The sequence below is a fragment of the Candidatus Protochlamydia sp. W-9 genome (genome assembly GCF_001950615.1).
In the GTDB taxonomy this organism is placed as follows: domain Bacteria; phylum Chlamydiota; class Chlamydiia; order Chlamydiales; family Parachlamydiaceae; genus Protochlamydia; species Protochlamydia amoebophila.
Genome location: NZ_BCPZ01000156.1, coordinates 41,257 through 66,140, shown reverse-complemented (window position 1 = coordinate 66,140; position 24,884 = coordinate 41,257). Strand labels below are relative to the sequence as shown.

The window sequence follows — 24,884 nt, the reverse complement described above, 5'->3', positions numbered from 1 at the left end:
AGGATACCAAATATCAGTCTAAAGTAATGCGAGGATCTAACCACATATAGGCTAAATCGGCTAACAAATAGCCCATTAATGTTAAAAATGACCCAGCCAAAGTCGAGAACATAATGACATTATAATCTCTATTGATAATGGCATCATAAAAAAATTTTCCAAAACCATTGATATCAAATAGGGTTTCAACAATTAATGACCCTCCTAACAAGATGCCAAGAGAACTTGCTAATGAGGTAACAATCGTAATAGCGGCATTACGTCCTACATGTTTAAATAAAATCTTAAAAGGAGGTACGCCTTTTGCTTTAGCTGTTCGAATGTAATCTTGTCTTAAAACTTCTAAAACGGCTGTGCGCGATAAGCGAGATTCTGCGGCTAAACTCCCATACATAACCGCTACAATTGGAAGAGCAATATGTTGAATGATATCAAATAGACGCTGATAAGAGTTTTCCTGATGATAGATTCGATCTGGATTTGTAAAACCACTAATCGGAATAGGAATATCTGTAAAAGGAAATGTATTGTGCAAGGCAACTTTTTCGATTAAAAAAGGAGCCACTACAAAAATAGGAATGGCATATAAAACTAGAAAAATAAGATTAAGGGTATAGTCAATCCATTGATTGTGTTTATAAGCCATAATGAATCCAAAAAATTGACACAATACAAAAGTGATGAGCATAGGCAAAAGTGAAAGGGTTAAAGAATATTTAAATCGCTTCGTGACTTCGGTAAGTACAGGCTTACTTGAATCATTACGCAATGTGCCAAAATCTAAATGAAGAATACGGCTCATGTACCTTGTGAAGCGTGTTTCCGTAAAAAATATTTTCCATAATTCTTTTGACGGATCTAAACGATAAAAAGCTTTATTTTTTTCGTACCATTCTTGTATGAGTTTAATTTTTTTAGATACTTCTAAAGGGGATGCAGAAGATTGCCAAAGAAGAGTGCGCAGATATTGATTATCTTCAGCGACTTTTTTATTCCAGGCTTTTTGTTCAGGATTAATGTTAGCTCCAATATAACCTTGCCTAGAACCTCCTCTCACAAAAAAATGAGAAGCTAATCTGCGAACGTTTTCTGAAGTCTCGGGATCAACTAAAATAATGATCAATTTAGACATGAGATAACGCGATTGGTCTCCAAAAGTGACTCGTATGGCATCATAATCTTTAACGGGAAGTTCATTCAAACTTTCTGGATTCAGTTTTCGATTCGCAAGCTGCCACAATGTTTGTTTAACATAATTTTGAGATAAAGAGGGCCAATTGTTAAACAAAACAGGCAACGTTAAGCCGTAGAAATCTCTAAATTGCAAATAACGTTCATCACCACCACATGCTATGGATCGATCTTCTCTTCGAGTGGCTCCTTCTTGTGAGATTTCTGCAAAAGAAACGGGGTCACCAGGAGCGAGATTAATAATGATAAAATTTATTAAAACAATAAAGAAAAGGGTTAGTGGAAGAAGAAGAAATCGTCTTAAGACATAATTCCACATCTTTTAATTCCCAAGGTATTTTTCTTGTTTTTTAGAAGTATCTTTAATCCAAAATAAGTTTGCAATAGGTTCGCCTACATTAGCTCCCGGGATTAAATCTTGCCTTTCAGCAGGGATGAAAACATTTTGCAAGTAATCGCGGTAAAGAAGAGTCTCTTTGGGAGTATAAATAAATGTATAGGGAGCTTCATCATAAATAATGCGATCAAATTGGTGGTAAAGTTCAATACGTTTTTCGACATCATATTCAAAAGTTAATTTGTCAATGATATGATCTACTTCTTGATTGACAAAACCAATTAGATTTGAAGAGCCTTTTTCTTTGGCTCCTGTTGAATACCACAGCTGCCTTGGATCTTCAGGAGGCGATCCAAGAGCCCAAGCCATATAAATAGCATCAAAACTTTTATCGTCCACTATAGCAGATAAATCTGCTACATCTACCCCCTCAATTTTACAAACAATCCCAATTTCTTTTAAAGCAGTCGAAATGTATTCACAAATTGATTTATTTGTTGGGCTTTTGACAAAATATGTCAATGTAAATTTAAAAGGGGTGCGTTGACCGTCAATGACTTTTTCTAAGACACCCGTTCCTGAACTATCGTACCATCCATCTTCTCTTAATAATTCCAAAGCTTTTTGAATATTGAAAGGATAGGGTTTTAATGTCGTGTCATAGGAGGGAGAAAAAGGGAAAAAGGTTCCCGTTGTTTGCATTCCCATTCCATTTAAATTTTGACGAATAATGCGTTCTCTATCAATGGCCATCGTCAAAGCTTGTCGAACTTTTTTGCTTTTAAATAAAGAGTTAGCTTGGTTCCATCCAATGTAATAATATTTCCGACTAATATAATCCAATCGATGAATTCCCGATCCATTTTCTTTTTGTTTGGCATAAGGGGCACTTTGTAAAAATCGATCTAACTCTGCAAGCTGATTAGGAGGAATTTCAAATAAATCTAAAGAATCAGTTTTAAATTCTTCCCAAATTCCATCTGGAGAGTTTTTAAATTTGAATTCTAGCGCTTCAGTTAGAGCAGCATAAGCATTAAAATAATCAGGATTTCTTTTGAATCGTATTTCTCTTTCGGTCATGCCATCGAATAACCACGGACCACAACTGACAATGACATTTTTTGCCCAGTGATGGGAAAAATTTTGTGCCCAGATAGAATTAGTTTGGTAAGTGTTAGGGTGGCTATCTTCTTCAACAATTTTTGTGCCATCCGCAAAATACTGATAAACAAAGGAAGCTAAAGGACGTAAAGATCCTGTCCAAGATTTTGACAGATATTTCATTTTTAGTTCTTCTTTTCCATTTTCTCCTACGGTTTTTTCCGTTTTCCATCGCACAATGAAAGTGTAATCATCGAGAATTTTAATTTCTTCAATATCTCCAAAGTAAATTCTAAGGGAAACGGCTTTGGCTTCTTCCACGTATGGATTCATGATTGCGTCAAAGTAAAATTTAAAGTCATGAGCAGTGACTGGGTGTCGGCGTAAAAAATGAGGGGCTAAAATAATCCCTTCAGCAAATTGATTTTGTTGAAGGGGAGCCCAAAATACATCTTGACTTAGAAATATCCAATACTCGGAAAGACCTTTTTCATTAGTTCTTAATTCTATTCTTTCAGCCATTTCTGGAGCCATTGTTTCATATTTCCCCACTTCTTGGGAAGCTAATGAAATAGAGCATAGATCGTTCCATGAAGAAACTTCTAACCAGGGGCTAAAAGGGTGGAGATGATCCGGTTTTCTGAACGTTGCCTCTTTGCGAACTCCCTGCGGGGTAAATTGAGGTCCTAGTAATCGAGGGAGGGTGGTTTGATAAAAAGGATCTACTTTAAGAAAATTTTCACCCTGCGCAGCTTTTTTGTTTATTGTTAAAAGGGAATTGGCTGTTTCAGATGAAGAACTATGTTGGCTTAAAGGGTGATTAATAAGTGTTTTTAAGATATCTGTACGAATTTTTTCTGTTTCAGAACGAACGGTATAAATATCATTTTTGATTTGAATCAGGTCTTGTCTTAAAAATTTTAACTGGTTTTCAATCAGAGCCGATGACCAATACAACATGGACATGAACGCGAATAACCCAAACCCTAAGATAAATCGGAAGATATATAAACTAATAGGCTCTTTATTCATTAGAAAATCACTATATGATAAAGGGGTGAAGAGTCAGGATTTAAGACAAAATGTGAAATCCAACCCAGTTCTGCAAATCCTCTACAACAAGCTAAAATTCCGACGAAAATCGAGCTTAATCCTAAAATAATATTGGAATATTGCTTTAGTTGGTTAAAAAATTTATAAGTATGCATAGCCAAAACAAGCGAAGGTGTTGTTAAAATAGCAAAGGCAAATCCATTTCCTAGGCCAATGAATGCATCTCCTGTTAAAGCACAAGCTGAAAAAACAACGAGGGTTTGACCGCAAGGTAACATCACTGTAAAAAAACCAAAAAAAAAGGTCGCTTTCCAGTTATTTTTCAACATCAGTTGAGAAAGAGTCAAATTGATTGTCTGTAATAAATTCCATTGCGTGATACTTTTAAAAAAATTCCAATTAAATAACAAGTTTAGCCCCCAATAGATAATCAAGACTCCAAAAAAAATACTTATAATTTCTGCCAAATAGTAGCCTTTGAGAAAAATCTGAGTGACTGCTCCAGCCTCTCCTGCAATTAAGCCTGCTAAACTAAAAGAAAGAATTCTACCTATGAAGTAAAAATATCGATGACGATGTTTTCCAAGTAACAGGACTAAAGGACCGCACATCCCTAAACAATGCACATTTCCAAACAAGTAAAGGGGAAAAAGAGTAAAAAATAAAGTCATTATTGTTCGTGATGAAGAAAAACAGGATCATTTATAGAAGTTTGTTTATCTTGAAGAGAATCATAACGTATTTTTTGAATGCGGGCCATGTCTAAACCTGCTGAACCTGAAAGGCGTGTAAAAGCTACATAGGTGACATAAACCATCAACCCTGTAAATAAAGCCAAAATTCCATAAAAGACAAATTGAAATTTTTGAGAGCGGTGCATTTTTTTAAACCTTCAATACTCGCTGATAAATAGATCATATGCTAAGTTAAAATTTTTGGTAACTAGTTTTGAATTTTTCTATTTTAGAAAGGGGGATTTCATGAGTACAGTAAATATAGATTTACTAGCTGAAGAATTAATTCGCAGAGTTAAATCTTATTTAATTAGTACGATTGGAAGAACAGCAGAAGAGGCCGATGCTAATGAATTTTATCGAGCCTTATGCTATGCGATCAGAGAAGAAACAATGATTAATTGGCAGGCGACAGCTCGTACAATTGCCAAAAATCAATCTCGACAAATTTATTACCTCTCGATGGAATACTTACCTGGAAGACTTTTTGTGAATAATATCACAAATTTATGTTCAAAAGATGTTGTTAAGCTTGTCTTACAGAAAATGAATCGGAATTTAAGAAGCATCGTTGAGCAAGAGGAAGACCCTGGTTTAGGTAATGGCGGTCTTGGTCGCTTAGCCTCTTGTTTACTCGACTCTTTAGCCACGCATCACTACCCTGCCCAGGCTTATGGTTTGCGTTATCAATATGGAATTTTTGAGCAACAACTTTGGAATGGCGCACAAATTGAAGCTCCCGATTGCTGGCTTTTAAATGAAAATCCTTGGGAATTTAGACGGGATTTAAGAAGAGTGCATGTCAAGTTTTGTGGAAAACCTCAAACAGCGTATAATATCCATGGGGATGAAATTTTAAGCCTCACAGAGGCTGAAGAAGTAGGGGCTCTTCCTTATGATATACCAATTGTTGGTTATAGCAAAAACTCTGATTTCTCAGTTGTGACCTTACGTCTATGGTCTACTAAAGATTCTCCGCGGAATTTTCTGTTACAAAAGTATAATGCGGGGAGGCTTGATCAAGCAGCAGAAAATACGACTTTAACTGATGTATTATATCCAAGTGATAACAATGATATTGGAAAAAGGATCCGATTAAAACAAGAATTTTTGTTAGTTTCAGCCTCGCTACAGGATATTGTTCGCCATCACTTGGCGCAATATAACAATTTAAGGCAATTTGCCGATAAAGTACGCATTCAGATCAATGATACCCATCCCTCACTAGTCATTGCAGAGCTGGTTCGCATTTTAACTAAAGATCATGATTTACCTTGGAAAACAGCAGTCGAAATCACAGAGGCTTGCACGGGTTATACGAACCATACGATATTGAGCGAGGCGCTAGAGCAATGGGATAAAGCTCTTTTCTATTACTTACTTCCACGCCAATGTCGAATTATAGAGCGAATCAATCTCGATTTTTGTAATGCGATTAGAAGTCGCTATCCTCAAGACGAGGAACGAATCAGACGATTATCCATCATTGAAAATGATAAAGTACGAATGGCAAATTTAGCCATTGTAGGCTCGCATAAAGTCAATGGAGTAGCAAAACTTCATACGGAGATTTTAAAAAATTCGGTTTTTAAAGATTTTTATGAATTTTTTCCTGATAAGTTTGTTAATATTACAAATGGGGTTACCCAAAGACGTTGGTTATTGGAATGTAATCCTGAATTAGCTAGATTTATTACTCAAAGGATTGGTGACAAATGGATTACAGATTTTTTGACAATTAAAGAATTAGCGAAGTTTGCCTCAGATCCAGAATCGCAACTGGAATTTCTAGCGATTAAAAAGAAAAATAAATTTAAGTTTATAGAATATATCAATAGAGAAAATCGTTTGAGGGATGCAAATGGAATTATTATTTCTCCTCCTCCTCTCCTCGATGTCGATTCAATTTTTGATGTCCAAATCAAGCGAATTCATGAGTATAAAAGACAACTTATGAATGCGTTACATTTAATCATGCTTTATCAAGAGATCACACAAAACCCCAATCATCAAAGAATCAAACGAACGGTCGTGATTGGGGGAAAGGCAGCTGCTGGTTATGAAACTGCAAAAGATATTATTCGGTTGATCTATTGTATTGCTCGAAAAGTTAACCATGATCCAATTGTAGGGCCATTTTTAAAAATTGTCTATTTAGAAAATTACAATGTAACTAAAGCCGAAATCGTTATTCCTGCATCAGATCTTTCAGAGCAAATTTCTACAGCTGGGACAGAAGCGTCTGGAACAGGTAATATGAAAATGGCTATGAACGGAGCATTGACAATTGGAACGCAAGATGGTGCCAACATCGAAATGGAAGAAGAGGTCACTCCTGAATGGTGGCCTTTTTCTTTTGGCTGTACAGCAGAGCAAATTGCTCAATTAAAAATGACAAATTCTTATTCTTCGAAAGAAATTTATGATAATAATCCCACAATCAAAAAAGCTGTGGATGCTCTAAGAGATCGCTCTTTTGCTCAAACAGAAGAAGAGCATCAAATATTTAGTGATCTTTATCATAAACTAATCGAGATGCACTACGGAGGCGCTCCTGATCGCTATTTCATGTTAAAAGACCTTCAAAGTTTTTATGATACACAGCTGAAAGTGGAAGAATTATATAAAAAACCGAAAAAGTGGGCTGAATATGCCATACATAATATTGCTGGGATGGGAAAATTTTCTACTGATTTTTCGGTTCATAACTATGCAGCACTGATTTGGGAAATTGAGCCTTGTCCAATTGATCAAGAGCTCTTAGATCGTGTGCGTTACGATTATGCAGCGCACAATCGATGCTGAAGGAAATTCAGCATCGATAAGGTGAGGATTATGCAATGATTTCGCGATACGGAAGACCCATGGCTTTTAATGTCACAATTAATTCCATGTATCTTTCTTTAAAGCTAATATCAGAGATTTTTGGAGAAGTAATTTCTAAGTTAGGTAGAACAATCCAAGCTCCTTCTTCCGTTGATGAAATAGTGATGCTAGATTTTAAGATACATTCTGGGTGCCCTTCTAACTGTGCGTCACGAGAAATGTAAATTGTACTTCCAAAATCGCCCCATTTAATACTTACCTTTTTATTCGATTCCGGTAAGTCTGTAATGAATTTAGATTCTATACCTCGAATGAAACGCCAAGCATTCTCAGTTTCTCTATGAATAGAAATGAGCATATCTTGTCTCAAAATTTGTAAAAAAGGGAGAAGTTTTTTAATTTCACTATTCTGGCTTTCTGAAATTTTGCTAAATACTTCATTAAATCTTGTAAAAATAGTGGAAATGCTAACTTTTTCTTTTTCTACAGATCCCATGATAGATAAAAGCTCTATACATTCTTGTTGTTGAAGATCTAAATTTACTCCTTGCATTAATAACGTTAAGAAAGTTTTCAAACTTTTCTTTAACCTGTTAGAGATTTTGTGATGAACGCTCTTAAGATTGCTTAATGTTTTCTCGACATCGCTGAAGTCCCAGTTTTTCTCATTAAATTGCTGCTTAAGCCATGTTTTAAATTCATCGGGAAGATTTAGCTTATCTGAAAAATAGTGTTCTTGTAATTCTTTTTCCCAATTTAATCCTGGAGGTAGAGCAAGTCCTTTGATATGCAATCCATAGCTGCATAAAATTCTTCGCATATCTGCATCCCAGCTTCCTTTATCATTACTAGTGATAGTTTCAAGAATACGATTTGCAATTTGCTGATAATCAGCCCCAGCTTTATTAACAGGTTCTTTATAAGTGATATAAAGAGTATTTTCTAGTTTTTCAACATAAAGATGAACACTTCTTCCCAATTGTTGACAAAAACGGACAATGTCACGAGGTGTTTTTTTGAATTTATTGTTTAAACTTTCTATAAATTTCGTGATTAAGTCCTTCAGATTTTTATCATTAAAAGAAGGTTTTGGTGGTATGTTACTCAAATTAGAAAAGTGTTGAACTACTAGTTGTAAATGCTGCATGTAGGTAAATAAAGTGATTGTGGGGCATTTTGCAGAAGTTAAATAGCCAGGACTTACTTCGTTTATCTCACTATTTTCAGAAAGATCATCAATACACAAAGGCTTGTAATAAACATTGCAAATATAATTTCCATGCTGCGTTTCATCTTTTATACTTTCTAAGTTTTTTGCAACATCTGATCTTGAAGGAATTCCCTTTGAAACGCTTTCTGTTAATTTTTTAATGCTTTCATCATCAGGGCTGAAACTTAGTCGTCGACTTTTAGCGGAATTTTGAGAAGTATTAACATGACTGGCAAGCTGTTTCCATTGGCTATCAAGACGCTTCCAAACCTTTTGGGCCAGCTTACTTTCATCTAAGCCATTATCTGAATCCGCAAGCGCAAAGCCAGTAGCAAAGTTTATGCGATTTTTAAATTCTTCTGGTAACTCATCCACTTCTTGTTGTAATTCTTGTCTGATTAGCGATAAGGTGGAGGTAAAGTTTTTTGCGAAGTTGTGGAGTTCTGATTGAACAGATTCTAAAGAAACAACTTCAGAACTTTGCGTTTCTTGAGTCAGTGGGAATTGTTTTGAAGAAGCTCTCTTTACTTTTCTGTCTATAAAATCAGAAGGTCCTGATTCAGTTTTGGTTGAAGAAATAGAAGAACGCCTATTTGCCGGAGGTTTTTGAGCACTAGCTTTACTCGATTGAGTTATTGGATTAACATTTGTAAAAATCGCTTCTGTTTTTTTTGTTGTCGAACTAGAGCTACTAGAAGGTTTGCTGAAGCCGAATGGATTAAAAATACCACCACTTTTCTTTGTTGCAGGAGCAGTAGGTTTTTTTGGCAAAGTTCTTTTCGGATCTAAAGTTGATGCAGGATTAGAACTTGACGGGGGCACAGGTTGAATATGAGGACTAGACATTTTTACCTATACTTTATTTAAAATTAAGCTTAATAATTGAATTTTTAAAATAAAATTTTAATATATTTAGATTTACAGTTGCAAAGCATATTTATTTTTTCATAAATATTCAATCACTATGATTGATCTTCTGTCATGTTTAATTTTCAAATATTTATTCTGTTTGTAAAAATTAATATTTTTTTATTCTAAATAGAAAATTAAATGTTAATCATATTTTTATATTTTTTATGAATTTCGCCATTAATCTGGAGTTGAATACAGAGAATATTAAATTTGAATTTTTTTTAATGACTAAAAAAATTGTTTATCGATTCAAATGAAAGAGCAAAAATAAATGAGCCTTTAATAGGAGAAAAAGATAAAGATTAAGGCTGATGATCCATTTTCTCGACATTTAAAAAACCCCAACGATCAAGAAGTTGTTGATATGTGTTATTGTCTCGAATTTTTTTCAATCCCCTATTAAATAATTTGATCAATTCGTGTCCATTTTCTGTTTTTAAGGCTACCAGGCGTAGACTCTCATTTGTAAGAGGAGCAGTAACAATTTTCAATTTTCCTTCATAAAAGGTTTGAGTATAAACATAAGCAGGGATAGCAGGAAAGATGGCTCCATCAATTCGCCTATCATCCAAATCTGATAAAGCATTTAAGATATTGTCATATAAACGTAGTTGAATGGTTGGATCTTTTTCCAAATTAAGTTTATCTGATGTGCCGGGTTGTATACCGATGAGCTTGATCGCTTTTTCATTCCAACCTTTCAAAGGACTTTGCGAAGAAATAATAAGCACAGGACCTAAAGGAAAATAAGGTTCTGAAAATGCGTATAAAGACTGATTAATTGGTGTAGGAGAAAGGCTGGAAATAATACCATCTAAATCCCCACTTTCAAGTCGCCTCAGCAAAAAGTTTCGAGGAGTAGATTGCAAACTGAAGAGAGTTCCTTCTTCTTTGGCAATTGATGTAAGTAAATCGAGATTGAAAGCCGATAATTGTCTCTCTTTATTCATCACATCAATAGTTGACCATTGTGCATCTTGACCGATGGAGTAAGTATGTTTTGTCAAATCAGAGGAAGAGCACCCTCGCATAAGAGAAAAAATAAAAATTAAAACGATTGCTAAAGCTAACCAATAAAGTCTTTTTACAGAAGCAAAAAACTGACTTATTTTATCTTTTAGCTTAGAAAAATCGAACATGAACACAGCCTATATCTCAATTATAAAACAAATTGTCATCATAGTTGATGAGTCAATTTTTTCCCTATAGAAACACGAGTTTTATATGAGATGAATAAAATACCAGACAAAAACATTTTTTACATTTTTCATTTCTCGTTTTTTGAAATTATTTTACATTTTACAGAGAGAAAAAAAAATTTAAACTTGATAGTCTTTGCTTTTAATAAAAGCTATGCTACGGTTCATTTTTTGACCGAACTTTACCCCATGGGCGAGAAAATGAATACATTAACAATGTTAAGGCAGCGTTCTTCTCAAGTTGTAGAAACTTCTGATTATCAATCAGTTGATATGCGTCAAGTGGCTAGTTTAATTTTAAGTGGAGGAGAAGGAACACGATTACACCCCCTAACTTTAGCACGCTGCAAGCCAGCTATTAATTTTGGTGGGAAATATCGTCTCATTGATGTTCCTATCTCTAATTCTTTACATGCAGGTTGCAAAAAAGTATTTCTACTGACGCAATTTCTTTCGTCTTCTTTGCATCAACATGTTTTTCAAACATACATGCAAGGACCAGGCGCCGGTTCTATTGAAATTTTAACAGCAGAACAAAAACCTTCCAAGAAGAATTGGTTTCAAGGAACCGCTGATGCAGTTCGTCAAAATATTGATTATCTTTTAGAAAGTCCTTTTGAATATTTTTTAATTTTATCGGGAGATCAACTTTATAATATAGATTTTCAGGAAATGGTTCATTTTGCTAAAAAAAATGATTCCGATGTTGTTGTTGCAACTATCCCAGTCAATACTCAAGACGCTAAACGGATGGGAATATTAAAAGTTGATGAACAAAATTCTATTACATCTTTTTATGAAAAGCCGCAAGATAATGATTTATTACAACAATTGCGAAGTCCATCGAATATTCTTGAAAAAGCAGGAGTCGCGCCAGCAGGCGAGCGAGTCTATTTGGGATCAATGGGGATTTATTTATTCAAACGAAAGGCATTAGTTGATCTTCTTTCTGAAGATATTCGAGAAGATTTTGGTAAACATTTGATTCCCACAAAAGTTGCCTCTGGGAAAATCTCAGCCTATCTTTACACAGGTTACTGGGAAGATATCGGAACGATTGAAACATTTTATCAGGCCAATCTTGCTTTAACTGAAACTAACCCTGTTTTTAACTTTCATAATGAAGCACGTCCTATTTACACATATCGATATGATTTACCACCTGCTAAATTTACTACTTGCCAAATTCAAAAAAGTATTCTCTGTGAAGGCTCTATTATCGAAGCAGACGAAATTACTCATAGCCTTTTAGGTCCGCGGACAGTCATTGGTTCTGGGGCAATCATTCGTGATTCTTATTTAATGGGAAATGATTATTATGTTTCTCCTGTAAATGATCATTGTAAACTTCCGTCTGAACCTCAGATTGGAGAAAATTGTATTATCAAAAAAGCTATTATAGATAAAAATGTTCGTATTGGAAAAGGCGTCCAGTTGATCAATAAACAACAGTTGACTCGCTACGAAAGTGAGTTTGTTTTTATCAGAGATGGTATCATTGTTGTTCCACGCGGATCAGTCCTTCCAGACGGATTTATTTTATAATTAATATTATCTATTTCATCACTCACCGAACGTATTTTTTTAAGTGAGTGATTAATTTTTTTTAGAGTTCATATGTTCTCAATTTGGGCAATTGCTGACCTTCATCTTCCTTTTGGTGCTCCTAATAAACATATGAGGATCTTTGGCCCACAATGGGAAGAATATACTGACAAAATTAAACAATCTTGGCTTGAATTGGTTGCTGAAAATGATTTGGTTTTAATTCCAGGTGATATTTCTTGGGCTATGCGCTTAGAAGAGGCTCGATTGGACCTTGATTGGATTGGTCAGCTTCCAGGGACAAAAGTATTGCTTAAAGGAAATCATGACTATTGGTGGGGATCATTATCCAAGATTCAGTCAATTTTGCCTCCTTCTTGTCATTTGATTCAAAATAATAGTTTTTTTTGGAATGGGGTAAATATTGCAGGAGCTCGCCTTTGGGATATTCCAGGAATCAGTTTTAATGAGTGGATTGATTTTAAGGATTTTGCGTGTATCAAAAAAATTAATGACGAAGATCGTTCAGAGGAAAGTCAAAAAATCTATGAACGTGAATTAAAGCGATTAGAAACAAGCTTGAAAACGATGCATTCTCAAGCAAAATTGCGTATTGCCATGACTCACTATCCTCCTATTGGAGCGAATTTAGAAGAAACAGAGGTAAGTCGTTTATTAGAAAAATATCACATTAATATTTGTGTATTTGGGCATTTACACAATGTTAAAGCTGACCGTGAAATTTTTGGTATGCATAACGATATCCGTTATCAGTTAGTTGCTTGTGATTATCTTCACCAATTTAAACCTATTAAAATAGCGGAACTTTCTTCTTTTTAACTATTTCAGTTTTAAAAAACGTATTTAATCATTGGCAAAAAAATCGACCTTCGGCTTGACCAAAAAAATTAACTTGAAGAAAGCGATTTTTTTCACATCTTATCTCTTCTCTTTGCCGCAATTGATAAAAAGCAAATTGGCTGCTTTATTTTAGATGAAGCCAAAAATAACCAAAAGATAGATGAGAGATGCATGTTATTGAAAAGGTTCTTATTCCTGATTAAAAATTGTTGAAATTCATCTATTTGAAAGTATCAATCAGCGAGCAAGTGTTTTTTGCGAGTGTAATATTATTAAGGTATGGGTACCATCTTGGGCAAATTTTAGATGCAAATAAATACGAATGAACTTTGAAAGATCAATTTTTTGAAATACGAAATACTGGCTTTTAGCTGAAGTTATATAAGATCAATTAAAATAAACAAATTAGACTAAAACTTAAAATAATACCGGCTTTTTCTTTTTTTTGTTTGTATATCGATAGACGATGCTGGTTTTGCAGCAGCATCGTCTAAAAGAATATTATCGAATAGGGCAGGCGCCATTAGCACAGGCTTCGGCTAAATCATCATCGCGAATATGAATACCGGAGTAATCAATATCTGACAATTTTGCGCAGTATGTTTCATATGCTTCTTTTGTGACAACTTCTTGAGGCAGATAAGCATAGCCTAAATCTTCAGCATTTTTAGTTGGATCGTTTCTAAATAAAAATGACACTCCAACGTAGCAGTCCCAATTTTTCATGAACCAGTCAATAATGGCGGGAACTTCAGATGGATCATAAGAAATGGTGTTCGAAACGTTTTGTTCGCACCAAGTCGTTTGAAGAATGCTGTATAGTTCTAGCTGAGCTACAGCTGAATCGGTATTGATTTCTACTTCTTCTATTTTTCCATTTTTTCTTGTCACCGTTGTGCGTGTGAAAGGCACATTTTCAAATTTAACGGGAAATTTGACTAACACAGATTCTGGTTCATAAGGTTTTTCAATAACGGTATAACCGGCTGCGCGGAATTTTGTGACTAGAGGGTCATGCTTAGAGTAAGTGATGTTATTAAATAAATACTTTCCAAGTGGCATGTGAATACCTTCAGGTACTTCTCCCCATTCTTCTGTTCCCATAATTTTGCTTATGGTTCCACTGGGTTTGATACAAGTCACATTTTTTGGTAAGGGGGAATTCAGCTCATTCGCCATGCTATATGCAGCACTAACTGTAATATTACGCATTCGTTTAAAATCATAAGCTGTCAAATCAGGACGTGCCCTTACACCAGTTAATCCTACCCCACAAAGATGTAAGAAGTCATTATTAAGATGCCAAGCTTCTTGTAGAATTTCGTCCCGTAGGTTAACCATCGTTTGGCGGTAGTTCATACGACCAGCAAGATAAAGAGCTCTTTCTAATCCAACTTTATCTCCTCTAAAAGCTAATACGTTGACTTCTGTCAAATTACAAAAACTTTTGTTACCCAAAAGTATTTCGACGCAAGGATTGCATCCTTTAAACCAGGGTGCTCTTCTTTCAGCTTCTGCAGCGTTGATAATACCAGGTTCAGATCCTCCTGAGTCCAACATTAATTGAAAAACTCTTTCTAATTCTTCTCGATTTGGTTTTGAGCGGAAAAGAAGGCTATTATTAGATTGTTGACGATGAGCATTGCCTTTTATCCACCATTCTTTTTTAGCGATGGCAAAATCTTCCCATTCTGGTTGATCATATTCAAATAAAGCAATTTGCGCTGAGCGCCGGCTAGATAAAATAGTTCCCAGCCAATTGACAATATCGAGGATATCCATACGGGTCAATAATTGATCCGATCGATCAGATAAAATTTTCGCAATAGCTTTAAAAGCTTTAGCAATTTGTTCATCTCCAGAAGAAATCCAACCATAACCTTTTAAACGGGTTCCCGCCGGACGGATTTCTGAAAAATCGAGAACAAGAGTTTGAGCAGGAAATTTACCAGCTACCAATTTACCGACAGCTTTTGCCCAAGCAATGGCAGAATCTCCAACTTTAATTGTCCATATATGTGTTTCTGGATCATAAGTTTCAACGTTATTTTGAATACCGCCTTTTTCAGTTCGATTTGAACGAATAACTTTGATTTCTTGAAGAGGTCTTCTAAAACCATTTAAAGTTCCTGTAATTGGTCTAAATCCAACACCACAACCTTGAAGAAGCAACCATAAAACATCCACTACATCATAAACTGTTTCGACATGTGTATATGAGCAATTAAACATGCTAGATTCGCGCGTGCGACTTAACTCAGTTCCACCTAACCACAAAGTACGGCCCGCAGGTGCGATTTGTCGGTTTGAAATGAGAGAGCGGATTTCTTCTAATTCGTCCTCTTGAGCTTCGTTAAGAGTGCGTCCTAGTGATCGTTCCCATAACCATCGTTGGTGAGAAATAACGCGTTCAACAACCTGATCCCAATTTTCTAGTTGTGTATCCCCTTCTTTGACGGGGCGATGATAAGTGCGTAAAGCGGTAGCCATCGCTCGAGCTGTTGGTTTGGTCATAGTGGTCCTCTATCTCTTTTAATTATTAATACAAGATCTTGTAGTTGCTTACTCAGAAAATTACAACGGGTTGTAGTAAAACTGCTTTTGTTATCTATTTTTTCAACTATAAAGTCAAGATACAGAATTTATTTTAACCTATTCAGAGTGTCTTCTGAAGCCTTTTTTAAGCTGTTGATTTTGAAGCATTTCGAATAAATGAAAAAAAAGTAAGATGATTTGAAAGCCTTGATAGCGAAGTAATTAGCAATTTTTGAGGGGTTTTATCATAATTATTTAAATATGAATTAGTTAAGAAAATTTAAGTTGTGAAAAAGTGATCCATCAATTTTCGAGGGCTGATCTCACAATTAAATTTAAAACTTGAATGATTACTCAAAAATATGTAATAAAATCTTTAGAGCAGGATCATTGGAATTGAAAGGATGGAGTAATTCTTTATTTGACCGTTGATGGATAAGAATATGAATAGATTTTTCTTTGTTTTCTTGATCGAGTCGGTGACAATAGTCTGCACAGATAAATAAAAAATCTTGAAAATCTTCTTCCGTCTGCAAAAGAGGAAGCGTGTTTTGTAAAACTTCTTTAAATGTATAGGGATCCCCAATTTCTGTCATAAATGAAAGCAGCTCTAAGTTAAACTCAAGGTCTTGCTTATCTAAATAATCTTCTAAAAGTTGAGAAAGTTGTTTAGTTGCGATTTTTCGATTAGAAAGACTCGAAAGTCTTGCCCGCAATAAATCAAACCACTTATTGGTTCCCAAATAGGTAGAAAAATCGTCTAATAAATCTAAAGCATAAGCTTCATTTTCTTCTTCAATTCTTTCAGAAATAAAATCGTAAAGGAAAGTTTCAATGTCATTTGCACAATAGGTAGAAACTCCGGTAAAAACTTCTTGAGGAGGAATTCCTTGATCTGCATTTTCATCTAAAAGAGTAATAAATTGATTTAGTTGATCTTGTAGTAACGTAGAGTTTTCAACTTTTCCTTGATCGTATTGATAAATGAGTTGATCAAGCTCATTACATATAATTGATAAAGAAGGTTTTTCACTTAAAAGCCTTCTCCAAAGCTCAAAAATTAATAAATAAACCTGATCTTCGTTTTGAGCTTTAAGCTCCCGATCTCCCACTAATTGTTCTGTCAAATCTTCGGGCGATTCGCACTCATCGGCATAAGCAATAAAACTACTTTTATCGAGATTAATGTTTAATTTCTTTAATCGTTCAAATAGTGTTTCAGTTGAAAAAATGCGATAATCGTCTACTTGCCAATGATCGACTTTCATCTGAGGATTATTAAGCCAGTTCATGCGTAATAGATTATATAATGCGCGTCTTTCTATTGCTGTCATATGATTAATTAATTTAAAATGTGAAGAAATTGAAATTAAAAAGATTCATTTTTCGATATGAAAAGATTTTAGATTATTTTAAGGCTAAGTATAAAATAATAAATAACTTAGCTGTAACTTGTTAACTCGAAAAGGTCCAAACTGATTATAACAAAACAGATAATAAAAATCTCATATTTATTAAGCTAAATTTTAAAAGAATTTTTAATTGTTCATCACATAATCAATTAAAAATTCTCTTAAATAATTCGAACGGATTGACTGGGTACGTAGCCAATTTGATGATTATCATCTATTACTTTTAGCCAGTAGCCTTGATGGACTATATCAATCACTTGGATTTTTTGCCCTGCAAGGAAAGGTATTGTAGACAATTGAGGTTCTTCCAAACTAGGAGCTCGATATAAACTAGTGGAAGTAATAAAAATAGCATAAATTGGAATAATATATAATGAAATAATTAAATTTAATAAGCTGTATAAGACGAAGCTACCTGTCAAAAAAGAAAGAATTTTAGTAAATTGCGTTCGAATCCAAATAAAAATTGTCATAAAAAGGACAAAAGAAAGAAAAGAGTAAAAAAACATATAGAATTTATCAGAAAAAGAAAGATAGGAAGAGAGTAAATAATCATTAATTCGAGAGTTTTTCATAGGTGATAATCCTAGCTTATTGTGGGTAATATAAAGATGCTCTTGAATAATTAAATTGCGAGGATTTTGTTCTTTAGCACGTTCATAGTACAAAATAGACCAAGGATATTCTTCGAGTTGGAAGTAAGTATCAGCAATTGCTTGGTTAAGTTTGCTAGAGCTTCCTTGTGCATTTTCGATGCTTAAATACAAATGAAGGGCTTGATTGAAAGCATTTTTTCTTTCTTGAAAAGTAGATGCTCGCAGGCCATTTTCATAATATTGATTGGCCTGTTGGAGCGAGGCCTCTTGATAAGCTTCTAAAGGAAAAAAGAAGAAAAGGAAACTTACAAGTAACATCATGGTTTATCTATAATAATCCAAAAGAGAATGAAAGAAAAAAGAACCAAAGCTGCTGTAATTAGACCTAAACCGAAGAATGAAGGATGGTCTGAAATAGGATTTGAAAAACTAATTTTTTTCAGACTTTTCCGATAACTATTTAATGCAAAAAGAAAAATACAGATTCCCCATAAAATAAGGAACTGTCCCATTAGGTGAGCTGTTTTTTTGTGAGAGGTAGTTTGAAAAAAAACAAATCGCGCAATTGCAATCCCTATTCCAATACCAGTTAACCCAGTCCTAAGCCATGCTAAAAAAGTCCTTTCAGCAGCTAAGCGAGTCCTTTCCTGAGCGAGAAGGTTTCGTTCATCTACAGAAGGTTGAGGATCAGTCATTTTTGTCCTTATCATCTCAATTTAGAATAAATGAATTCAAAACTTAACTTAATAATTTTTGGGCTTGTACTTTAATATCAGCTATTTTCATCCCTATACTTGGGCCATACTGTAAAGACTGCAACTGGTAAATAAACTGTCTCATTTTTCCGGCTTTCCCTTGAGTAGAAAGATCTTCTAAAGAAGTAACTTTTATAGGGAGAATGCCTTCTTCCCATACTTTCCACCAAGTAGCTTTTTCAAGCAACTGCAAGATTTCTTTTTCCGAGCTTTTTTTGGTTTTTAAAGCTTGCTCTAAAAGAATTAAACTTTGCTTTTTAATTTTTTTAGGCTTTAAATCCCATAATTTTTTCCAATATGATTGAAGGGTTAGCCAACTGATTCCCAAAGGAATTACTAATAAAATCCATGGAGTTTGCGTCCAATTATGGCCCAATCTAGGCAAATTTTGTGAATCTTTGATTTCAAGAGGACTAAGTGGCCATGAAGAAGAGTTCCACAGAATTTTTTCGTTGGGGATTTCATTTTCTTTTTCTAAAGAAATTGTGGGATAAGGTGCCATTGGCATTGTTTTAAGATCAATAGGAATAGGATCTGTTCTTTTAAGGATATAGCGGCTCGTTACAGGATCGAAAGAGGAAATTTCAAAAGAGGGAATCGTATTAATAAATGTAGAAACGGGAATAAGTTCGATTTGAAAATATTTTGAAGATTCTTTTATTTCTCCTGTCAGAGGGAGGTCATTGAATTGAAAAAAACCACTAAATCCAGGCTGACAATAAAAATCTGGAAGTTGAAAATCTTCTAGATTTTCGACGCCAGAAATATACATATCTATCAAAATTTTATCTTCTAATTGTCTTTCGGAAGATGTTCTCATTTTGATTTTAACATCAACGACACCCAATGCCCCATTAAAAGAATAGGGCTTGTTTTCCAAAGGAAAGGGCTTTACTTGCAAGTAGACAGCTGGAGCCTCCGCTTTGAGGAGTGGCTGTTGATAATTTTTCTTACCGAAAAAATTAGTTTGGTAACTATAACCCGAAATTGAAGAAGGCCCTAACTTAAAACTTCCTATTTGGTTTGCTTCCACTTCTTGAGAAATTTCTTGCACTGTGATCTCACCATTTTGAAAGTCTCTAATATGTGCATCCCCAATTTTTTTGAAGGCGTCAGCATGAATGAAAGGAAGAAGAGACTCTGTTAAATCAACACTTTGATTATAAGAAATGCGGTAAAATAAATTGGTACGTTGGCCTGGATACAGTAAAGTAGGGCCTTTAATACTTGCCTCTAATTTGAAAATCAAAGCATTAGAAGGAGAGGAGCGTTTTAATTGTATAGAAGCAGGGGAAAATTTAGAATTTTTTGGGTTTAAAAGTGAACTTTTCAGCCCTTTCACTTCATAAGAACTGGGAGGGCTACTTTGAATTTTATCTCTTATTTTAACTGAAATAGGAGGTAAAACATACAGTCCTTTAGCTTGCGGAGAAAGAGTGAAGTGATAAAAAGATACAATAGTTTTGGGTAATTCTCCAGAAACATTTACATTTTTAATAAAAGTAACTGAAAGAGGCTTTCCCTCTATTTGAAATGAATTAGAATCAATTTCGTCTTGAATTTGATGAGTAATACTAATTATTCCTGAAAGAGGATGATTTTCTTGATTGTTTTGAGAATCAATAGAAGCCTCAACCTTTATGTTTACGGCTGATAAAGTTGACATAAAGGAAAGAAAATAAATGCATAAAGCTCTAATCATTTTTTTACCATGAATGTCTCACTTTAGAAGTTTGACCTTTTTGGGGTTGATCATTTGATTGCATTTCTTGGAGAAGTCGAAGGGTTTCTTGAATGTCTTGACTTGTTTTTGGCTTACTATTGGAATGAGAAGGATCTGGATTAGGATTAGGGCTTTGCTCTGAAAATGAAGGAGAATTTTCTAATAATTTTAAAGCTTGTTGCCAATTAATAATGGTTTTTTGTTGCTCATTTAAAATAGCAAAAAATTGTAAAGGTAAACTTTTCATCCAAATTTCAGTTTGCTTAGCTGCTAGTAATCCATTTTCAAATAAAGGAATGACTTGTTCCCAGGGGTGTTTTTGACAAGCTATTTTAGAATCTCTTGCGTTAAAATTCATTTTTTCTTCTTTTAAAGCGTTTGGAATAAAAGATAAGGATTGCTGAATTACTTGATGTTGCTTAGCTTGAACATCTTTTAGCATGATTTCCTTGTTTGCAAAATCTTCAGATAATGTGACAAGTTGTGTGAGCTCATTTCCTCTGATAGCGGTTTGTAGAGCTTGTTGAAGAATTTGTTTGCAAGTTTTTTCTTCATTTTCCTCAGCTTGTAAGTTCTCAATCTCACTCAAAGCACGAATGACATAAAAACGGGAAATAAATGGACGATTAATTTGAATTTCTTCCATGGCTTTTTTTAAAAATTGTGAGGATGGCTTGAGGAAATCTTTTTTATCAAAAGAAGTTTGTGTATCTAGCAAACCTTTTAAAATGACTTCATCCATCCTATTCAAAAGCGTTAACTGGTAGCGTAATACAAGAGTTTCTAAATCGGATTGTGAAGCAAATTTTTGAAGAGAATCCTCTGAAAATTGGAGGTGATTCTGAACATTTTCCCAATTGCTGTTTAGTGAAGCATCTAAAGCATTTGTGAAGTTTTCGAAAGCAATTGTGATTATTTTTCGCTGATCATCAGATAAAGGAATTTTTTTTAAACCATCCCAAAGGGGTTCTATTGTTTTCATTTGAAAAGTAAAATATTTTAAATAAGCAGCATTAAATTCATGAGGAATTATCTGCTTAGTAAAAAATAAGGAAAAATGAAGAGCTGTAGCAAGACTTTGTCGCAGAATCGTCAATAAAGAAGCTAAATCAAGATTAGCAAAAAATTGATCTTTGAGCTCTTTATTAATCTGGTTGAGCGCTAACACCCCTTTATTTTGAAGAATATGAATATCTATTGGAACTAAGCAGTCAGAAAGATTTTGTTCAACTTTTTGGATACGACAATCAATATCTTTTGCGGTTTCTAATTCTTTTAAACTTTGCCAAATGAGGTAGCGTCTTTCTCCTAATGAATTTGTATTATTTTGTGCGGATAATAGCTTCGCTTGTCCTAAACGTGCAGCGGCTCGATTGAGAGTTACAGATCGTAAAAGTTGAGGAGAAGAAATTGAAGAAAGGGCAATTTGATTAAAAATTTTTAGGCCAGCCTCCCACTCTTGCTGAAGAACTTTTACTGTTCCCCAGTTGTATAAAATAAGAGCTTGTTGCCAATCAGGTAAGCCTTGTGTGGAAAGCTTTTCATAAAGTTGACTTGCTTGTTTTAAATCGCGTGTTTCGGCAAATGCCTTTGCCTGGCTCCCCAATTGCGAAATGGACTCATTAGATTCCAATCCTTGAAAATATAAGATTCCCATTCCCATATAAAGAAGAAAAATTCGTTTTTTCATGGTCGCCGTGCATCAGGTAAAATTAAGTATAAAAGAAGAAGAAAAATACTTATTCCTAAAGGAATTTGATAATATAAATCTGATAGAAGTTCATCTTGTTTTGCAAGACGAACTTTTCTTTCGAGAGATTGGGTTGGTTCGGTTTGTTTACGAACGGATTCGTTTAAAAGCTGTTTATTTAATTCTTCCGTTAAGTTTTTATTTGTCCAGGATTCAGCGAGATAGTATTTACCTTGATAGTGGGTAGCAAGCTGTTCTAACAAAAAGGGCTCTAATTTAGAATAAACAGGTTTACCTTCCAAAAGCACGTGTGGGATAAGTTGAGGTTGAGATGATCCCATGCCAACTGTCAAGAAATATAAATGATCTTTAATCGGATCGGGTAAAATACTTAAGATATTTTGAATCGCTTTTTGTTTATATGGATCTTCTAATTTTTCAAATTGTTCATCACCTCCGTCACTAAATAAAATCAATGTCAATAATTTTTCTTTTGGAAGTTCAAATAATTTTTTCTTGAGTAAAGTAAGAGCTATTTCAAAGTTTGTTCCTTCTACATCTCCTTCATTAATGGATAAGCCTTTAATCATCATCCGTGTAAATAAATAATCGTTTGTTGAAGGGACCATAGGAGTTAAAGTAGAGGTAAAAGCATAAAGGGATACCGTTTGTCCTGTTAATAAAGAAATAAGGTTATCCATGATATCTTTTGCACGTTCTAATCGCGTTTCTCCATTTGGATTATCTTTTACATCCATCGAAGCTGAGGTGTCTACTAATAAAATAATTTCATGCGAATGAATTTGTTTAGCCAAATCAATTGTTTTTGGTGAAGGAATTCCTCCTGCAAAAGAGAGGTAGCGAAGATTGCCTTGAGGATTCATTAAAGCTAAACAAGCAAATAGCCAACAAAGTAAGCAAATCATCATTTTGCAGAGATGGACAAATTTTGAACGAGGAATTAACAAAGATTTTAAGACTTTGTCAGAAGCAAACGCTATTGTTTGTTTTTGTCGATAGTAAAAGAGACAACCTTGCAAAAATAATAAAGGCAACAAAAATAGAATCAGAAAGCTTGCTTGGGGAAAATCAAAAAAGAGATTACGGATAGACATCATCACCTCTTTCAACACAAATTTTGAATAAACACTGAATCGTTACAAAATTTCTTTTTGAAATAGGAAAAAAAAATGCCATATGATCTTCATTTTTTTTATTCAAAATTTGTATATTCATGGAAATTTTCTCAACCAAGTACTCTCTAAAAAAATAGCTAAGAACAAACAACTTAATCCAGCGGCAATGAAGTAAGGATAAAACGATACTCGATGTTTAATCACCGGGGAAGAGATAAATGAATCCAGGGGTAATGAACTTTTTTCTAATCGATCAATAGTATCAAATACACGTTTTAAGTCTTTCTCTTGATTGGCTAAATAAAGTTGACCTCCTGTTGATTCTGCTAAAGTCTCTATTTGTCGCCTATGGGGCGCAAATTGTGGGGAAGAAAACTTTGGATCTACATTAATAATATAAAGATGAATTCCTGCATTTTTAGCATAAGCAATGGCTTCATCAAGCTCAATTGTGCGTAATCGATTACCATAATCCAATCGATTAGGATCTTGGAACCCATCAGTTAAAACAACCATAATAGCATTTTTAATTTCGTAGGCAGGCTTACCCTTTTTTTGTAATTCTTGTGCAAAATGTTTTGTAGCAACAATTAAATGAGCTGTTTTATAAATCGCATAGCCCATTGCTGTTCCATCTTCTTCCATGGAATTGATGGCTTTTAAATCATTTAATTGATTGATAAGCATTTCATGATCTAGGGTCAGAGGAGATAAAATTTTAGGGACTCTAGCAAAAGCAACGAGTCCGATTAAATCTGAAGGACGATGTAAAATAAACTGACCAGCCATTATTTTAAGTAGATCAATTTTAGTAAAAGACCTTCCTCTTTCAAAAAAACTGTTTGAAGAAATTTTTTCGTTCATAGAACTAGATTGATCGACGATCAAATAAATCGCAATTCCTTCTGTAGGAATTGGTAAAGAGGGTTGTGCTAATGGATCGTTTTTAATAAATAAAAAATGAGGATCTATAAAAGCTATGCACCAAAAAAATAAGGTTAATTGATAAAGTCTGTAGGGTAAATGAGAGAAATGGCGTCGTTTAGAAGAACGATTGATTGATTCTAAATCAGAAAATGCTAAAGAAGGAAGATAAGGAGTTTGCCATTTTTGCTGAAGCCAATATGCCATAAACAGGAAAATTCCTAAGATAACTAAAGCTAGATAGTCAATCGTCAATGGCAAAGATTCCTCCTTATTTTAAATTGTTTTTTTTATATCTGTTCTTTTTTCTCGAGTCTATTTGTTTTTTATATAAAGTATAAGCATAAGGGGCCATTCTTACAGTTTCTTTGCTTGAAATTTCAATTATAGTCAGACATACTATTTTTTTATCACAGAAAGTAACGTGGATAGAATTAAAGACAATTTCTGTGAGTTTATATTTTAAAACTTTCTTTTCTGGTTTTTCATGATTCATCCTTCGGTAGTAGCAGCTTTTGATTTTGACAAAACATTAACAAATCGGGATTCATTGCTTCCTTTTCTTTATGAACAGACAGGTTTTTTTCAAGCTTCATGGAAAATAATTCAATTAGCTCCCGTTTTCTTAAAATTTTTCTTTGGCAAACTTTCTAGACAAGAAATAAAAGAAAAAATTTTAACACAGTTTTTCAAAGGTATACCTATTCGACAGCTTAAGGCTATTTGTAAACGTTATGCAGACAAAAAATTAGATGTTTATTTAAACGCTCAAGCTATTGAAAGGCTAAGATGGCATCAAAGGCAAGGCCATCGTTGCATTCTTGTGAGCGCATCTATTGACCTTTATTTACGTCCTTGGGCAGAAAGATATGGGTTTGAAGAAATTCTTGCTTCGACATTAGAAGTAGATTCTAAAGGGAATGTGACAGGAAAATTAAAAGGAAAAAATTGTTGGGGAGTTGAAAAAACTAAACGCCTTACGAATTACCTTGGCCCTAAAGAAACTTATCAACTTTATGCTTATGGGGATAGTCTAGGCGATCAAGAACTTTTAGCATTAGCCGATTACCCTTTTTATAGAAGCTTTAAAACTAAAATTTTTTAATCTATTTTATCTGCAACCTGTATGATGTTTGTTTAAGTG

Annotated in this window: 18 protein-coding genes; 4 read left to right on the top strand and 14 right to left on the bottom strand. The window is 34.2% G+C overall.

What is annotated here, in order from left to right; genetic code table 11:
- Positions 1–13 precede the first annotated feature (13 nt).
- Genes BU804_RS04680 through BU804_RS04665 form a run of 4 tightly spaced genes read right to left on the bottom strand, consistent with a single transcriptional unit; the run spans position 14 to position 4,562 of the window.
- Positions 14–1,510, bottom strand: a complete 1,497-nt coding sequence (locus BU804_RS04680; RefSeq protein ID WP_075883174.1) for an ABC transporter permease — start codon at positions 1,508–1,510, stop codon at positions 14–16.
- A gap of 3 nt (positions 1,511–1,513) precedes the next feature.
- Positions 1,514–3,661, bottom strand: a complete 2,148-nt coding sequence (locus tag BU804_RS04675) for a peptide-binding protein (protein WP_075883173.1) — start codon at positions 3,659–3,661, stop codon at positions 1,514–1,516.
- Positions 3,661–4,353 (bottom strand): sulfite exporter TauE/SafE family protein, encoded by a 693-nt coding sequence (locus tag BU804_RS04670; protein ID WP_075883172.1) that lies wholly within the window; start codon positions 4,351–4,353, stop codon positions 3,661–3,663. The genes BU804_RS04675 and BU804_RS04670 overlap by 1 nt, the downstream gene beginning before the upstream one ends.
- Positions 4,353–4,562 carry a hypothetical protein gene (locus BU804_RS04665; protein WP_075883171.1) on the bottom strand — a complete coding sequence of 70 codons (210 nt, stop codon included), beginning with the start codon at positions 4,560–4,562 and terminating at the stop codon, positions 4,353–4,355. Before BU804_RS04665 ends, BU804_RS04670 begins: the two co-directional genes overlap by 1 nt.
- A gap of 100 nt (positions 4,563–4,662) precedes the next feature.
- On the opposite strand from BU804_RS04665, the gene BU804_RS04660 reads away from it, so the two are divergent.
- Positions 4,663–7,221 carry a glycogen/starch/alpha-glucan phosphorylase gene (locus tag BU804_RS04660; protein WP_075883170.1) on the top strand — a complete coding sequence of 853 codons (2,559 nt, stop codon included), beginning with the start codon at positions 4,663–4,665 and terminating at the stop codon, positions 7,219–7,221.
- A 28-nt stretch (positions 7,222–7,249) separates the two neighbouring features.
- Here BU804_RS04660 and BU804_RS04655 read toward each other — a convergent pair whose 3' ends face one another.
- Together BU804_RS04655 and BU804_RS04650 are read right to left on the bottom strand one after the other, a co-directional pair.
- A complete protein-coding gene (locus tag BU804_RS04655; protein ID WP_075883169.1) occupies positions 7,250–9,298 on the bottom strand; it encodes a hypothetical protein in 2,049 nt (682 codons plus the stop codon).
- A gap of 368 nt (positions 9,299–9,666) precedes the next feature.
- Positions 9,667–10,503, bottom strand: coding sequence for an ABC transporter substrate-binding protein (locus tag BU804_RS04650; RefSeq protein WP_075883168.1), 837 nt, complete (start codon positions 10,501–10,503; stop codon positions 9,667–9,669).
- A 261-nt stretch (positions 10,504–10,764) separates the two neighbouring features.
- Between BU804_RS04650 and BU804_RS04645 the strand changes: the two genes are divergently transcribed.
- A complete protein-coding gene (locus BU804_RS04645; protein ID WP_075883194.1) occupies positions 10,765–12,108 on the top strand; it encodes a sugar phosphate nucleotidyltransferase in 1,344 nt (447 codons plus the stop codon).
- A 72-nt stretch (positions 12,109–12,180) separates the two neighbouring features.
- A complete protein-coding gene (locus BU804_RS04640) occupies positions 12,181–12,948 on the top strand; it encodes a metallophosphoesterase (protein ID WP_075883167.1) in 768 nt (255 codons plus the stop codon).
- Between the two features lie 522 nt (positions 12,949–13,470).
- On the opposite strand, the gene nrdJ is transcribed toward BU804_RS04640, so the two are convergent.
- The 8 genes from nrdJ to BU804_RS04600 form a co-directional block, all read right to left on the bottom strand.
- Positions 13,471–15,483 (bottom strand): ribonucleoside-triphosphate reductase, adenosylcobalamin-dependent, encoded by a 2,013-nt coding sequence (gene nrdJ, locus BU804_RS04635; RefSeq protein WP_075883166.1) that lies wholly within the window; start codon positions 15,481–15,483, stop codon positions 13,471–13,473.
- 371 nt (positions 15,484–15,854) lie between these two features.
- Entirely contained in the window at positions 15,855–16,838 is a 984-nt protein-coding gene (locus BU804_RS04630; protein WP_143298931.1) for a hypothetical protein, read from the bottom strand.
- 239 nt (positions 16,839–17,077) lie between these two features.
- Positions 17,078–17,833, bottom strand: a complete 756-nt coding sequence (locus BU804_RS04625; RefSeq protein WP_143298930.1) for an SH3 domain-containing protein — start codon at positions 17,831–17,833, stop codon at positions 17,078–17,080.
- Entirely contained in the window at positions 17,830–18,207 is a 378-nt protein-coding gene (locus BU804_RS04620; protein ID WP_075883164.1) for a YidH family protein, read from the bottom strand. The genes BU804_RS04625 and BU804_RS04620 overlap by 4 nt, the downstream gene beginning before the upstream one ends.
- A gap of 43 nt (positions 18,208–18,250) precedes the next feature.
- Positions 18,251–19,969 (bottom strand): BatD family protein, encoded by a 1,719-nt coding sequence (locus BU804_RS04615; protein ID WP_075883163.1) that lies wholly within the window; start codon positions 19,967–19,969, stop codon positions 18,251–18,253.
- A 4-nt stretch (positions 19,970–19,973) separates the two neighbouring features.
- Positions 19,974–21,680, bottom strand: coding sequence for a hypothetical protein (locus tag BU804_RS04610; protein WP_075883162.1), 1,707 nt, complete (start codon positions 21,678–21,680; stop codon positions 19,974–19,976).
- Positions 21,677–22,798 (bottom strand): vWA domain-containing protein, encoded by a 1,122-nt coding sequence (locus tag BU804_RS04605; RefSeq protein WP_079988607.1) that lies wholly within the window; start codon positions 22,796–22,798, stop codon positions 21,677–21,679. Before BU804_RS04605 ends, BU804_RS04610 begins: the two co-directional genes overlap by 4 nt.
- A 114-nt stretch (positions 22,799–22,912) precedes the next feature.
- The gene (locus tag BU804_RS04600) at positions 22,913–24,001 is read right to left on the bottom strand and encodes a vWA domain-containing protein (protein ID WP_075883160.1); all 1,089 of its coding nucleotides are present in this window, start codon (positions 23,999–24,001) and stop codon (positions 22,913–22,915) included.
- A 226-nt stretch (positions 24,002–24,227) separates the two neighbouring features.
- Here BU804_RS04600 and BU804_RS04595 point away from each other — a divergent pair, with 226 nt between their 5' ends.
- Positions 24,228–24,845: an HAD-IB family hydrolase gene (locus tag BU804_RS04595; protein WP_075883159.1), complete on the top strand. Its 618-nt coding sequence runs from the start codon at positions 24,228–24,230 to the stop codon at positions 24,843–24,845.
- Positions 24,846–24,884 lie beyond the last annotated feature (39 nt).

Excerpts from the sequence above, each read along its gene's own strand:
- BU804_RS04680 (WP_075883174.1), bottom strand. The coding sequence starts at position 1,510 with ATGTGGAATTATGTCTTAAGACGATTTCTTCTTCTTCCACTAACCCTT.
- BU804_RS04675 (WP_075883173.1), bottom strand. The coding sequence starts at position 3,661 with ATGAATAAAGAGCCTATTAGTTTATATATCTTCCGATTTATCTTAGGG.
- BU804_RS04670 (WP_075883172.1), bottom strand. The coding sequence starts at position 4,353 with ATGACTTTATTTTTTACTCTTTTTCCCCTTTACTTGTTTGGAAATGTG.
- BU804_RS04665 (WP_075883171.1), bottom strand. The coding sequence starts at position 4,562 with ATGCACCGCTCTCAAAAATTTCAATTTGTCTTTTATGGAATTTTGGCT.
- BU804_RS04660 (WP_075883170.1), top strand. The coding sequence starts at position 4,663 with ATGAGTACAGTAAATATAGATTTACTAGCTGAAGAATTAATTCGCAGA.
- BU804_RS04655 (WP_075883169.1), bottom strand. The coding sequence starts at position 9,298 with ATGTCTAGTCCTCATATTCAACCTGTGCCCCCGTCAAGTTCTAATCCT.
- BU804_RS04650 (WP_075883168.1), bottom strand. The coding sequence starts at position 10,503 with ATGTTCGATTTTTCTAAGCTAAAAGATAAAATAAGTCAGTTTTTTGCT.
- BU804_RS04645 (WP_075883194.1), top strand. The coding sequence starts at position 10,765 with ATGAATACATTAACAATGTTAAGGCAGCGTTCTTCTCAAGTTGTAGAA.
- BU804_RS04640 (WP_075883167.1), top strand. The coding sequence starts at position 12,181 with ATGTTCTCAATTTGGGCAATTGCTGACCTTCATCTTCCTTTTGGTGCT.
- nrdJ (WP_075883166.1), bottom strand. The coding sequence starts at position 15,483 with ATGACCAAACCAACAGCTCGAGCGATGGCTACCGCTTTACGCACTTAT.
- BU804_RS04630 (WP_143298931.1), bottom strand. The coding sequence starts at position 16,838 with ATGACAGCAATAGAAAGACGCGCATTATATAATCTATTACGCATGAAC.
- BU804_RS04625 (WP_143298930.1), bottom strand. The coding sequence starts at position 17,833 with ATGATGTTACTTGTAAGTTTCCTTTTCTTCTTTTTTCCTTTAGAAGCT.
- BU804_RS04620 (WP_075883164.1), bottom strand. The coding sequence starts at position 18,207 with ATGACTGATCCTCAACCTTCTGTAGATGAACGAAACCTTCTCGCTCAG.
- BU804_RS04615 (WP_075883163.1), bottom strand. The coding sequence starts at position 19,969 with ATGATTAGAGCTTTATGCATTTATTTTCTTTCCTTTATGTCAACTTTA.
- BU804_RS04610 (WP_075883162.1), bottom strand. The coding sequence starts at position 21,680 with ATGAAAAAACGAATTTTTCTTCTTTATATGGGAATGGGAATCTTATAT.
- BU804_RS04605 (WP_079988607.1), bottom strand. The coding sequence starts at position 22,798 with ATGATGTCTATCCGTAATCTCTTTTTTGATTTTCCCCAAGCAAGCTTT.
- BU804_RS04595 (WP_075883159.1), top strand. The coding sequence starts at position 24,228 with ATGATTCATCCTTCGGTAGTAGCAGCTTTTGATTTTGACAAAACATTA.